Genomic DNA, 14291 nt, shown 5'->3' on the forward strand with positions numbered 1-14291 from the left:
GAAAATCCAATGGCCGATGACATTAGTGTGTTGGTAAATAACATTATTGAAGAAAACTGCAAACGCTATTCAGTCAACTCTCCAGCAAAAGGTTTTTGCTACGGAGCAAACTTTGAATTGGTCAATGATGCAGTTTCAGCCTGTAAAGATGCGTTCAATGCATTGGACAGCCAACCGTTGAAAGTGCGTCAGCTTATTATCGATGAGCTTAGAGTTCAGTTGGATGTGTATATTCCTAAATTGTCTGAAGATGCGCACTATGAAACCCAAATGGGCAACATCCCAAACAAAATTCAGAAGAACCATGCGGCGCTGCACAACACCCCTGGAACGGAAGATTTGAGAAGTACCGCATTAACGGGTGATGATGGCCTGACTCTATTCGAGCACTCACCTTATGGGGTTATCGGAGCAATTGCACCGAGTACAAACCCAACAGAAACCATCATTAATAATACGATTAGCATGGTTGCAGCGGGTAATACCATTATCTTTAGCCCTCATCCTGGTGCAAAAAATATCTCTATGTGGCTAATTAGCAAAATTGAAGAGATTGTTTTCAATGTAACAGGGATTCACAACGTGGTGGTGTGTGTTAACACGCCAACATTTGATACAACAAAAGAGATGATGGAACATGCAGACGTGCGACTCTTGGCGGTTACTGGTGGGCCCGGTATCGTTAATATGGCAATGAAAACCGGTAAAAAGGTGATTGGTGCTGGTGAGGGGAACCCACCGACAATCGTTGATGCGACCGCTGACATTAGCACAGCGGCTCAAGATATTATCGATGGTGCTTCGTTTGACTATAACTTGCCATGTATTGCTGAAAAATCGTGCGTCGCAGTGAGTTGTGTCGCTGATGAGCTCTTGCATCAGTTTGCTCATCATGGAGCTTGGGTTATTACAAATAGCGACGAAAAAGCGCGTTTAATGTCCACTATTGTGATGGATAACGGTGTCGTCAATAAAGATATGATTGGCAGAAGTCCAGCCACAATCCTGAAAGCCGCCAACATTGAGTTCACTGGTGAGCCTAGATTAGTGGTCTTTGAAGTGGCTGAGGAACACCCACTGCTTTATATCGAACAGTTGATGCCAGTATTGCCGATGGTGCGCACATCTGATTTTAACGCAGCCCTAAGCCTCGCGGTCAAAATAGAACGTGGGTGTTTGCATACTGCTACGATGCACTCGAGAGATATTTATAATCTCAATACCGCAGCTCGTGCGTTAAGAACCAGTATTTTCGTGAAAAATGCTCCGTCTTATGCGGGAATCGGTGTTGGCGGCGAAGGGTTTACCACGTTCACTATCGCTACCCCAACGGGTGAGGGAACGACTTCTGCAACGACATTCACACGTAGTCGTCGCTGTGTCCTTAATAAAGCGTTTAATGTTCGATAAGGAGAGAGGAGAGTGATTACTTTTTCGATTCCCACAGAAGTACAAATTGGAGATGCAAGCCAGCTGCTCTCAGACTTGAACGGTAAACGAATCTTAATTGTTTGCGACAGCTTTCTTGCTAACAGTGAGAATCTAAAAGAGATTTGTCATTCTCTATCAAGTCGCAACAAAATAGAACTATTTACCAAAGTGAAACCGGACCCAACCGCTTCGGATATTGCGGTTGGGATTCGTGAATTGCAACTCTTCAAGCCCAATACACTGATAGCTTATGGCGGTGGGTCGGCTATTGATTTAGCCAAGGCCATTAACCATACCTTGGTTAATTTTGGATACGACAAGCTAAGCCTTATTGCGATTCCAACAACGAGTGGTACTGGTTCAGAAGTGACGAATGCCAGTGTAATTTCTATTCCTGAAAGGAATCAGAAAATCCCGTTATTTGACCGTTCTCTTTTACCAGAACGAGCGATTTTGGATGCAAAGCAAACGTTCACTGTGCCATCTCAGGTCACCGTGGCTACTGGGATCGATGTATTGACTCATGCAATCGAAGCGATCGTGGGTATAAACGCATCGCACTTTAGTGATGCTTTAGCTGAAAAAGCCGCTGGATTAGTGTTTCAATACCTCGCATTGGCGACAATTGAACCCAATAATGAGCAAGCGAGAAGTGGCTTACTTAATGCCTCTTGTTTAGCGGGCATTGCGTTTAACCATGCCGGATTGGGGCTTGCTCATGCCATTGCTCATCAAATTGGCGCGACAATGCATGTGCCCCATGGTCGAGCTAATGGTTTAGTTCTTTTACCTGTGATTCGATTTAACAGTCACAGTACACAGGCGGCTGCTCGGTACGCACGTCTTGCTCGTACACTTGGTTTTGCAAGTTCCTATGAGAACGATCTTCAGTGTGTTGAACGATTAATCGAAGCAATTTGTCGCCTGTATGAACAGGTTGGTTTTGATGTGTCTAGCGTGGTTGATGAGGCTGAAAAGCAGCAACATATTCAACATATGACAGATTGTGTTTTAAACGATATCACATTAACGACGAATCCAATTCAACCGAAACGAAGCTGTGTTGAAGCAATAATCGCGGCTTTGTAACTGGCTAATTTTAACGGACCGAAAAAGATGATGGACTCTAATATCACCACGAATTCAAATCGTATTGTTCAGGAACATGTACCAGGTAAAGAGGTGACGTTGATTCATCTTATTGCAAATTTGGAACCTCGTGTCGCTGCAATGCTTGGACACAGTGAACAAAAGGAAACTTCCGTCGGGATCATTACTATCTCGCCCGGGGAAGCTGCGATTGTAGTTGCAGATCTAGCGGCGAAGTCTGGAGCTGTGATGATAGAGCAACTGAACTTTGATTGCGGTTCAGTGGTAATAAAAGGTGATCTTTCGTCTGTTGAATATGCCCTTAATGATGTCCGGAACATACTGGGAAAAAGTATGAATTTCGCAGTATGTCCAGTGACAAGAACTTAGTTAAGAGAAAAATGAATAAATTTGTATTATCGATTAATGCGGGTAGCTCGTCTCTGAAGTTTCGACTCTACGGGATGCCGCAAGAGCAGGTCTTACTCTCTGGTCTGTTTGATAAGATCAATACCAAGCAAATGTGTTTTAAGGCTTGCTATGGCGATGATCGTGTCTGTGAGCAACTCATCGGAAAGCAAGATTTCAGTTATGCGACTCACTTTCTTTTGTCATTCATAGCAGATCATAATCTTATTGATAATGTGGATGATATTTACGCAGTAGGTCATCGCGTCGCACATGGTGGGGAAAAGTTTGATCACTCCGTCATTGTTAACCAAGAAGTGCTTCAAGATATTGATTTACTGTGCAATTTAGCACCATTGCACAATCCAAATAACTTAATGTGTATTAAAATCTTCCAACAAGTGCTACCCAACGCAACTCAAGTTGCAGTGTTTGATACGGCATTTCATCAAACACTGACAGAGGATAAATTTCTGTATCCGTTGCCTTATGAGTTGTACCAGCAATTTGGTATCCGTAAGTTTGGTTTTCATGGAATTAGCCATCAATACGTTAGTTTGGTGGTTAAGCAAGAATTTGCAGAGCAACATGATTGGAAGGTGATCAATTGCCACTTGGGTAACGGGGCGAGTATCTGTGCAATGTTAGATGGTCGGTCTGTTGATTCTAGTATGGGATTTACCCCGCTTGCGGGTTTGATGATGGGAACACGTTGTGGGGATATTGATCCTGCACTTCCTGCTTATATTGCTCAAGTAAAAGAGTGTGATATCGAAGAGGTCGTGCGAATAATGAACTTTGAATCTGGTTTGTTAGGTGTTTCACAACTATCCAATGATTGTCGAACAGTACAAGAAATGGCAGACAAAGGAGATAAACAAGCTCAACTAGCATTAAAAATGTTTATCAACCGCGTGATTGCCACTATTGGTGCTTATGCTGCGAGTTTAAATGGAGTTGATTTAATTACCTTTACTGGTGGTATAGGTGAAAATTCAGATCATGTCAGAAGAGAAATCTGCAGTAGTCTAAGCTATCTTGGTGTTCATTTAGTGGGTGATTCAAGTTCAAATAACGGTTATATCAGCTCAGAACAAAGCAAAGTACTGGTCAAGGTTATTAATACCGATGAAGAGCTGATGATAGCGCGTGACGCTTATCAACTGTTGTCATCGTGAATTTCAAAAAGCAGAGGTGCAGTATGTCAAATTCAATAGGTTGTATTGAGTTGAGTTCGATAGCGATGGGATACACTGTCGCTGATGCAATGATTAAATCAGCCAACATTGAAATTGTATGGAATGAGATCCATTGTCCCGGTCGCTTGATGTTGATGATATTGGGCGACACCGCTTCGGTACACTCAGCCATTGATTTAGGGTTACGGAAAGGTGGGGAACGAGTCGTCGATAAGCTGGTTTTATCACGTATTCATCCAGATGTTATTGAGGCGATTAAAAAGCGCAAAATACCCAAAACTAAAATATCGTCACTTGGGGTAATTGAAGCACTTTCCTTGTCATCTGCTATTGAAGCCGCTGATAGTGTGGTGAAGTCGAGTAATGTTGAGATATTGAATATTAACGCCACTATTGGTATCGGTGGTAAAGGTGTCGTCACTTTTACTGGTGATATTGCATCGGTTTCTTCTGCTGTTGAGATAGCCACTAAGACAGCGCAGAGCCAAGGTCGAGTGCTTCATACTTCTGTCATCGCAAATCCAAGTCAAGAATTGCTGAATCGGAAACGAATTTAACGGTTGTTATGTTAGAATGCCTGCCTATTTTATTTTGTGTTTAAAAGGTAGTGTGATGAACCCGATTCTTGCGATGTTGAAAGAGAACAATATTAGCGATCAACAAATCAGTGAGCTTTTTGAAGTACTGACACAAAACCCTCTTGCGGCAATGGCAACAATTAGTCAACTGGGTTTACCTCAAGACAAGCTTCAGTTGCTATTGGGACAAGTGATGCAAAACCCAGCTCTGATCAAAGAAGCGGTCAATGAACTTGGCTTAGATTTCGCAAAAGTAGAAGCGGCAAAAGAGCAACTTCAAAAGTAATGCTGTCAGCAACATAATAAAAAGTCGCCTAGAGGGTTCTTACCGAATACTTCTAGCGACTTTTTTTGTTTTTACTCGCCTGAGTTAATGCTATCGCCACATAAATGTAGGACACTTTGTATCGATCGATTGCATCTCAAGTTCGTACATTAATAGTTGCTTTAACCGACTATCAAGATAGACAGTGCTAGACATCACTGGAGCGTGAGAATAAAATTTTTTAGCTTTGGTGCTACAGTTGTGACTGATAATGAAGCCTTGGAAAGAAACTGGATGTAGAGACGTATCTGGATAGTTGTTTTAACTGACAATTATCCAGAGAAGTATCAAATCACTGTCGATATACACCCAAGAAACTTGAAGATGCAGCTCGCCGACAAGTAAGAAAGTCTCTGTTTATAGTTGAACTATGTGATAGGGACGCACGAACGCAGCTTACCGCGCTGCAATTTCAAGTATGACAGGTATAGACGTAGGAGTAGTAGTCATAATGCCGAGCAAACTTAAAGCCACCATGGCCCAGTTTCGTTCTCTTCCACGAGTTGTTCGTTGGGGAACGTATACACTAAGCGCTTATCTTTTTTATGCCGCTATTCTAGGCTTGCTAGTCCCTTACATTGCTAAACAGCAAGTAGGGCCACAAGTTTCTAAATTGATTGAACGGCCTGTCACACTTACCGACATTAAGATTAATCCTTTTACACTTCAGTTTGATGTCGAACAGTTTGCGATTCTTGAGCAGGATCAGACTCCATTTATCAAATTCGACCATGCTGGTATTCAGCTGAACTTTTGGGAATCTATTTTCAATGCTGCTCTTTCGGTCGAATATGTAACGCTTGATAAACCTTATATTAATCTCGAACGCTTAAATAATAGCGATAAATTATTGTTTAATTTCAGCGATATTGTTGATGCTGTGGCACGCAATAGTTCGCCACAACAAGAGCCTAAAACCAATACAGAAGAAGTCGTGGATCGCCATGCGCCATTGTTCCCTGTCACGATTAAACGCACAGCGTTAACGGGTGGAGATGTACGCTTTCTTGATGAGATAACGGGAACACAATTGAGTTACCCAAATATTGGTATTGCTCTTGGTGAGTTTTCTACTCAAAGCCTATTGAGTGATATTGAGCAAAAGAACCATTATCAATTGCTGATCACCGATGCGGATTCAGCCAATGTTAAGCTTACTGGCCAAGTTCAATTAAAACCGTTGAAAGTGGTGGGTGATATTGATGTTCAACATGTTCAATTGCCGCGATTATGGGGATTTATTGAAAAACAGATCACAGCAAAACTCACTCAAGGCGATGTGAGCTTTTCATCAGACTATCAAATCACTCAGACGATAGGTCAAACCGAGGCTGATGATGCCACGAGCATCATCACGTCGAATGGCCAGTTTGAATTGAATCAACTGAATTTTGATGCCAATGATAAGTCGATAGTGTCGCTGGTTAACCTCGCAATCAACGACATCGCAACGAACGTTGAAAAACAAGCAGTAAATGTCGGCTCGATAACTTCTCAAGGGCTGAATGTTTCAGCGAAATTGGATAAAAATGGCGCCGACTTAGTTGGGTTATTTACACCAACAGGTTCGCTATCTGAAAAACCAGTCACTGACAAGACAGACTCTCAACGTGAGCCTAGCAATGAGCTTAACGCCCAAAAAGAGGCACAACCACAAAGCAGCGTAGAAGAAACAGCATCGCCTTGGCTATTAACGTTAGGTGGCGTTGAAATTTCAGATTATCAGGTCAATATTGTCGAAAACGTCGCGACTAAAAAAGCCAATCAATGGGTGATTGCTCCGATTAATCTTTCTACTAGCCAAATTGTGAGTGATTTATCAAAACCGATAGCGTTTGATTTTTCCACTTCAGTTAATGGTAAGGGAGATATCAGCATAAAAGGCGAGACCGATGCTAAACAGCAAGCCTTGCTCGCTGATATTGATGTGAAAGGATTAAAACTGGCACAGTTCCAACCTTATTTGGCTACGGCGGTGAATGCCACACTCACTAACGGAGAAGTGAGCACTCAAGCCAAGTTGGATGCAAACGCAGTGGGTAAAGTTGTCGTGAGTGGTGGCGTGCAATTGGAACACTTATCGATTCGTGACAATAAATTAAGAAAGCCGTTCGTTAAATGGCGTTCTTTGGCGGTCAATAAGTTCAATTTTGATTTACAGAAATCGACGCTTGCTATTGATACGTTAACTCTAAGCCAGCCTTATGCCCGTGTAGTGATCAATAAAGATCGCAGCACTAATATTGGTGATCTAATGGTGACTCAGCCTCAATCGAGTAGCAAGAAGGATCAGAGCAAGAAAAGCCAAGCTCAAGAGAAGCCATTCGCATTAAGTGTACGCAAGGTGGCTTTTAATGACGGTTCAGCATTCTTTGCAGACAACTCATTAACGCCAAATTTCTCATCGGGTATTGAACAGTTAAAAGGCCAAATTGGTCATGTTTCAAGTGTACCTGGAACGAAAGCAACGGTAGACATAAGTGGAAATATTGATAAGTATGCACCAGTCAAAGTAAAAGGCGCGATTAACCCACTGCTTGAACAGCCATACTTGGACCTTGACGTTATTTTCAAAAGCGTCGAGCTGACCACAGTAAACCCATATTCGGGTACTTACGCAGGCCACTACATTGATAAAGGTCAGTTGACCCTTGCATTGAACTATCAACTAGAAAATAACCAGCTTAAAGGTTCAAACCACGTTGTCATCGATCAATTGCAATTAGGGCAAGCGAGCGACAGTGATTTAGCCACTTCTTTACCGATTAAATTGGCGGTTGCCTTGTTGCAAGATAGCGATGGGGTGATAGATCTCGGTGTTGAAGTATCAGGTGATGTTAACGATCCCGAGTTTAGCTTAGGTGCTGTTATTTGGAATACTATCTCTAATATCATTACTAAAGCTGTGACCGCGCCGTTCTCATTTATTTCGGATCTTGCTGGGTCTGATGAAGAGCTTAATGTTGTTAACTTTGAATCTGGAGCAGATACGTTAACTGCGCAAGAACAAGAAAAATTGAAAACCCTAGGTGAGGCGTTAGCGACCCGACCTAAACTGACATTAACGGTAGATGGTGCAGTGGATGCTGAATCAGACAGTAAAGCACTTGCACTTAAACAGTTTAATCAATTGTTGGCAGAGACAGCGAACATCACCATAGCTGACTTACCAGATAATCTTAGTGCGAGTACCATGCCTACGAGTGGCGTATTATCAAACGCGCTACAGGCGCTTTACCGTGAAGAATTTGGTCAAGAAGCCACTAAAGTAAAAGCGAATATAGAGACGGAGCAAGAAGATAAAGGGGTTGAACTCACACCAGAAGATCTTGCCCAACGCTGGCACATCGCCTTGTATAACTTGGTACTTAACCACCAAGAAATCGATAAGGGTGAACTGGGTCATTTGGCTCAGCAACGTGCGCAAATGGTAAAAGCGTATTTGGTTGATGTGGTAAAAGTCGATGCTTCACGCGTGTTCTTACTCGATAGTCGATTTGATATTGAGCAAGACACCAGCAGCGTACTGCTTTCACTAGAAGCGAAGTAAAGTCTTTCACTCGTTCTGCGGTTTACTCACGGTATTTAGAACGAGCTTTATTGAGCCATCGCGTTGTTGGTAATAACGCGGTGGCTTTTTATTGGGGCTTAAAATTGGTATTTCACACGGGTATGCTTTGTTGGTGTTGGTGTTGGTGTTGGTGCTAGCAGCGAGCACTTAGCCACAGAATGCTTCACTAACCATTATTCATGTAAGCAACAGCTATTCTTATGAGTGGTAGTTTTTCCTATAAGTGATGATTATTTATAAATTATCAATTAATTATCAATTCTCTCGATGCACTCGCCATGCTTTATAAATAACACCTTAGGTTGCATTTTTTTAAATTAAATAAGATATATTTATAACGCAAATCGATAGAAAATAAAGCCATTAACTATCAGTAGCTTAATGGTGTTGCTATTTTTTATTCAGGTGATCTAATACACAAATAAATAAACTTTAAATGACGTTTATTGGGAATACGAATTCTATCACAATATTAATAACTCTATTTTGTAACACTTGGTGATATAAAATGCACTGACGGAGTTTTAGTATGGAAAAGGCGTTATTAACATGTAAGCTGGATCAAGAGGCAGTCAATAAACTTAAGACAATTTTTGATGTGACTGTTGCAGGTGCGGCGTTGTCAGGAGACGATGAACTTCCTGAAGCCCAACTTGAACAATTAGTGACCTTACATCAACCACATGTGCTGATTGTCGATTCTTCTCCCACGACAAAAGCGGTGCTGGCTGCATCCACCGCGCTAAAGTTAGTGATATGTGCACGAGGTACACCAAACAACGTCGATGTTGAATATTGCAAAGCACACAATATTGATGTGTGTAATACACCATCAAGAAACGCCAATGCCGTTGCTGAATTTACGTTGGGGTTAATATTGGGAATTACCCGCAGTATTCCACAATCTATGGCGGCCATTACCTCAAGAGAAATCACCCTTCCCGAATCGGAACTATCGTTCAACACTAAAGATGTGACTTGGCAACATACGAGTTTGCCGTTTATCCCTTATGAAAAATATAAAGCGTTTGAGCTTGCAGAAGCGACGCTTGGTCTTATCGGGCTTGGCGCGATAGGTTTAGCTGTGGCTGAAAAAGCCAAAGCGTTATCTATGAATGTCAAAGTTTATGACCCTTATGTTGACCCTTCAAAAGTTCGCGACATGGGCTTAGAGTTAGTGGAGTTTGATGAGCTGATTGCCACTTCGGATGTGATCAGTATTCATGCCAAAGAAACCGATGCGACCCAAAATATGATTAACGCAGATGTGTTTAGCGCAATGAAACCAAGCGCTTATTTTATCAACACGGCGCGTGCATCATTGGTTAATTATGATGATTTACTCAAGGCATTAACATCGCGAACCATTGAAGGTGCGGCGGTTGATGTTTTTCCTATCGAGCCACTTGGTCATGAAAATGCTTTGATTGATTTACCCAATCTGATTTTGACGCCGCACATAGGTGGAGCCAGTAGGAATGTCGTGTCTCATCATACTCGGATGGTGATGGTATCCATAGATCAGTATTTACGAGGATTACCTAAACAGTATTCATGCATACGTTAAATTATGTCTGAGATATCAATTATGAAAAATAAGCCAAACTTTTGGGGATTGTCACCCATAATTATTTTCCTAGTGCTGATCACCGTTTGTGGTTTTATTACTGGTGGATTTACTTCCATGCCTCTGTTGGTTGCTTTTATGTTGGCCACCATATGTGCATTGGCAATGAACCCAAAAGACGAGAAGTTGTCACTATCTGAAAAATTGGATATTTTCTGCCGAGAGAGTGGGGACGCGACCATTGTTCTCATGGTTATTGTTTTTCTATTGGCTGGTGCGTTTTATTCTATTGTTGGCAGTATTGGTGCAGTGGAATCAACGGTTAACTTTGGCCTTTCTTTGATATCTTCAGACTATTTGCTAGTTGGCTTGTTTCTTATTGCTTGCTTTATTTCGTTTTCGATCGGTACCTCAATGGGGACGATTGTCGCGTTAGCGCCTATCGCGATTGAAATAGCGGATCAATCCGGTGTGTCGAGGGAGCTGGCATTAGGCACTTTAATCGGTGGTGGGCTATTTGGCGATAACTTATCGTTTATTTCCGACACCACTATCGCCGCAGTGCGAACTCAAAGTGTCGAAATGCGGGATAAGTTTAAATTTAATCTATTGATTGTCTTGCCCGCCGTGATTATTACTTGCGTTGTGGTCACTCTGATGTCGATGCAGGTTAATAAGGCCATCATCGAGGGCGGTGAATTTGATTTGCTTCTTTTGTTGCCTTATCTGACGGTTATCGTCTCTGCATTGCTTGGCATTAATGTCATTGCAGTTTTGTGTATCGGTATATTTGTTGGTTGCTTAATAGGGCTTTTAAACAATTCATTCACTTTGGTTGAGATGTTCACCAAATTGCAGCAAGGCATGGGGTGGATGCAAGACTTGGCGATTATCGCATTAATTGTAGGTGGTATTGTTGGGCTAATGAATCGATATGGCGGTATTCAATGGCTGCTTGAATCTATTTCGAATCGAATTAAGTCTAAACGTGGCGCTGAATACGGAATTGCATTTTTAGTGAGTACCTTGGATGTTGCCACTACTAACAATACCATAGCTATCGTTACCGCTGGTCCAATTGCGAAAAAACTCGGTAATCAGTTTGACCTTGATCCTCGCAGGATTGCCTCATTACTGGATATTTTCGCCGCTGGTTTTCAAGGATTAATTCCTTATGGAGGCCAGTACCTCGCGGTGGCTGGATTAGCGGCAATATCGCCTATCGCTATTGTGCCTTATGCTTTTTATCCCATGTTGATTCTTGTTATGGGATTAATATCCATTGCATTTGGTTTTCCTAAATTTCCAATAAAACAAACGGAATCAAAACAAGCAATATTGAATCAATGATAACTAATTGGCAGTGATGTATCGGAAAATTCGTTGAGATAGTGTGAGTTTTTTATTTTTAGAAGGTTTATCGGATGGAAAATTCAATTTTTCTAGGATTGGATGTTGGTACGACGAATATTAAAGCAATATTGGTCGATAGTCATGGTAACGAAGTGGCTAAAGCAGAAGTTAGGAATCCGCCTACCATTACTGAGGATGGCTATTCTGAGACTGATATGCATGGGTTATTTGAACGTTGTTGTACGGTGATAAAAACCGTTTTATCAGAGCAAAATAGTGCGTGCTTGGCTGCAATGTCAGTCTCTGGGCAAGGTGAGGGGTTATGGGCTCTTGATGAGTACAATCAACCGATTGGACCTGCAATATTGTGGAATGATGGCCGAGCATCAAGAACGGCTTCTCAATGGCTAAACCATGAGGGTGTTAAGCAAATCTATCAACACACTACTGGCAGTGTGCCATTTAGTGGTGCTACATCTGTGTTGCTGGCATGGTTTAAAAAGCATGAGCGCAACACTTATGATCGCATTAAGACGGTGTTTTGGTGTAAAGATTGGATTCGATACTGTTTGACGGGGGCTTTTAGCAGCGATCCGAGCGATGCTTCCACGTCCATGTTGTCTCTCGAAACTAAAGGTTGGGCGCATGACTTGTTGGCTGCACTTGATATCGAGGAAGTGAAACAAGCTCTGCCTGCTTTAAGACCGAGCAATGATATTGCCGGCTATGTGCAGTCGACAGTGGCTCAAATGACGGGCCTACCAGAGGGGCTACCGGTTGCAACTGGGGCTCTCGATATTGTCGCGACCGCATTTGGAATGGGGGCCCATCAACAAGGGGATACATGCGTTATCCTTGGAACGACCTGTTGTTGTGAATCTTTGTATCAAGCACCCAAATATGACTCAAATACGTCAGGCGGTTGGGAGTGCTTTGAACCATCAAGTCTCGTTGTTAATGTGAACGCAGCAATGGCTGGTACGCCAAATCTTGATTGGGCAATTGGCTCTTTGCTAACGGAGAGCGAGCGTCAAAGAAGCGATGTATTTGAGTTTATAGAAGCCAATATTAAAGCACTTGACCCTGTTTCTAGGGGCGTCATTTTCCATCCTTATATTGCGGAGGCGGGCGAACGGGCTCCGTTTAATAATCCCGGTGCCAAAGCGCAGTTTTTCGGCATTGATACCAAAACAACCCGTTGGGATATGCTTAAGTCGGTATATGAGGGGGTGGCGTTCTCGATTCGAGATTGTATTGGCGAGGGAACAGGAAGAATACTGTTAGCGGGTGGTGGTGCCAAGTCCGAAATATGGCCGCAAATTATTGCGGATTGTACTGGTCGAAGTGTTGTGATTGCCAAACAAAGTGAGGCTTGTTCAAACGGATCAATCATGTATGCATTTATGGCCGTGAATCCAGAATGTCCCGCAGAGCAAGTCATCGCGAAATTTAATGGCGAGCAACGAGCTTTCACGCCTAATAAGCACAATACCGATATATATGAAGCGTATTTCGAGGTTTATAAAGAAATAAGAACCCAGCTAGATGGAATTTGGAAGATTCATGATGGTTTAAAAAATCAGAGGACAAAACATGAAAGACTTTAATTATTGTAACCCAACTAAAATTGTATTTGGTAAAGAGTCTTTGGATGAGTTACCCCTATTACTAGAGGGTTATAACAACATTCTTTTGGTTTGTGACAAAGGCGCCTGCCAAGCGAATGATTTGGTGAATAAAATCGAAAGCCTGCTTCCGGAAAAACAGTTATTTATCGTCGATTCGATAAGTCCAAACCCGGATGTCGCAGATTGTGAAACTATTATTGAATCAGTGAAAAGTGCCGAGATTGATTTTATATTGGCGGTTGGTGGTGGATCCATCATTGATGCGTCTAAATTCATCGGTAGCGCATTAAGCTCGCCAGTTGAGCGTTATTGGGACTTGATGGTTGATAATAGTCTAATTACCAGTGTGTTGCCGATTGGTGTCATTTGTACATTGCCTGCAACAGGCTCTGAAGCGAACCCGAACATGGTGATTACCAATAACGATATTCAGAGTAAGGTCGCGGCAGACAGTGAACTGCTGTTCCCTCGATTTGCGATTATGAACCCGATGTACACGCTGACATTGCCGCAAAAGCAAACGGCTTATGGTGTCGTTGATGCCTTTGTTCATGTACTAGAACAGTATTTGACGACGGTAGAATATGCGCCACTGCAAGATCGGCAATCAGAAGCTGTAATGAGTACGTTATTAGAGTGCGGACCTCACTTACTCAATAATCCAAACGATTATGAACTACGAGCAACGATAATGTGGGCTGCACAAGCGGCTCATAACGGACTTATCGCATGTGGCGTAGCTCAAGATTGGGCAACGCATCGGATTGGGCATGCTCTCACGGCACTTTATAACATTCCTCACGCTCCGACATTGGCGATCGTGTTACCTGAGTTGCTGGCTTATACCAAAGCAGATAAGCACGATAAAATCCTCCAATTGGGAGAACGTGTATTCCAGCTGCGATGCGGCGCTCAAGATGATCCTAATACCGTGGTTAATGAAGTGATTAGGCTTATTAGCGGCTTCTTCAAAGAAATGGGGGTCAATGACAATATTTTTGAGTTTATTGATCCTAACGAATCAGAAACAGTGGTTGATTGCGTCGTTGCTCAATTTAACGGTCAAACATTGGGCGAAAGGAAAAAACTAGATCAAAACTGCATTAAACAAATTATGGCTAACGTATTAATAAGAGATTAAT

Annotated in this window: 11 protein-coding genes; all 11 read left to right on the plus strand. The window is 42.3% G+C overall.

The features are described from left to right. Window positions 1–9: 9 nt before the first annotated feature. Window positions 10–1410, plus strand: coding sequence for an aldehyde dehydrogenase family protein (locus DZ860_RS00440; protein WP_120028946.1), 1401 nt, complete (start codon window positions 10–12; stop codon window positions 1408–1410). 12 nt (window positions 1411–1422) lie between these two features. After that, window positions 1423–2520, plus strand: a complete 1098-nt coding sequence (locus DZ860_RS00445; protein ID WP_120028947.1) for an iron-containing alcohol dehydrogenase — start codon at window positions 1423–1425, stop codon at window positions 2518–2520. 27 nt (window positions 2521–2547) lie between these two features. Then, entirely contained in the window at window positions 2548–2910 is a 363-nt protein-coding gene (locus DZ860_RS00450) for a BMC domain-containing protein (RefSeq protein ID WP_120028948.1), read from the plus strand. An 11-nt stretch (window positions 2911–2921) separates the two neighbouring features. After that, the gene (locus tag DZ860_RS00455) at window positions 2922–4106 is read left to right on the plus strand and encodes an acetate/propionate family kinase (protein ID WP_165862820.1); all 1185 of its coding nucleotides are present in this window, start codon (window positions 2922–2924) and stop codon (window positions 4104–4106) included. Window positions 4107–4129: 23 nt separating this feature from the next. Beyond that, window positions 4130–4684: a BMC domain-containing protein gene (locus DZ860_RS00460; protein WP_120028950.1), complete on the plus strand. Its 555-nt coding sequence runs from the start codon at window positions 4130–4132 to the stop codon at window positions 4682–4684. Window positions 4685–4739: 55 nt separating this feature from the next. After that, window positions 4740–4991: a DUF2999 family protein gene (locus tag DZ860_RS00465; RefSeq protein WP_120028951.1), complete on the plus strand. Its 252-nt coding sequence runs from the start codon at window positions 4740–4742 to the stop codon at window positions 4989–4991. A 490-nt stretch (window positions 4992–5481) separates the two neighbouring features. Next, window positions 5482–8580 carry a DUF748 domain-containing protein gene (locus DZ860_RS00470; RefSeq protein ID WP_120028952.1) on the plus strand — a complete coding sequence of 1033 codons (3099 nt, stop codon included), beginning with the start codon at window positions 5482–5484 and terminating at the stop codon, window positions 8578–8580. Window positions 8581–9130: 550 nt separating this feature from the next. Beyond that, window positions 9131–10168, plus strand: coding sequence for an NAD(P)-dependent oxidoreductase (locus DZ860_RS00475; protein WP_120028953.1), 1038 nt, complete (start codon window positions 9131–9133; stop codon window positions 10166–10168). A 21-nt stretch (window positions 10169–10189) separates the two neighbouring features. Beyond that, the gene (locus DZ860_RS00480; protein ID WP_120028954.1) at window positions 10190–11518 is read left to right on the plus strand and encodes a Na+/H+ antiporter NhaC family protein; all 1329 of its coding nucleotides are present in this window, start codon (window positions 10190–10192) and stop codon (window positions 11516–11518) included. Window positions 11519–11592: 74 nt separating this feature from the next. Then, a complete protein-coding gene (locus tag DZ860_RS00485; RefSeq protein ID WP_120028955.1) occupies window positions 11593–13128 on the plus strand; it encodes an FGGY-family carbohydrate kinase in 1536 nt (511 codons plus the stop codon). Beyond that, complete coding sequence (locus DZ860_RS00490) at window positions 13115–14290, plus strand: iron-containing alcohol dehydrogenase (protein WP_120028956.1); 1176 nt, start codon at window positions 13115–13117, stop codon at window positions 14288–14290. The genes DZ860_RS00485 and DZ860_RS00490 overlap by 14 nt, the downstream gene beginning before the upstream one ends. The last annotated feature ends 1 nt before the right edge of the window (window position 14291 follow it).

The sequence above is a fragment of the Vibrio sinensis genome, from assembly GCF_003605645.1.
GTDB classification, from domain to species: domain Bacteria; phylum Pseudomonadota; class Gammaproteobacteria; order Enterobacterales; family Vibrionaceae; genus Vibrio; species Vibrio sinensis.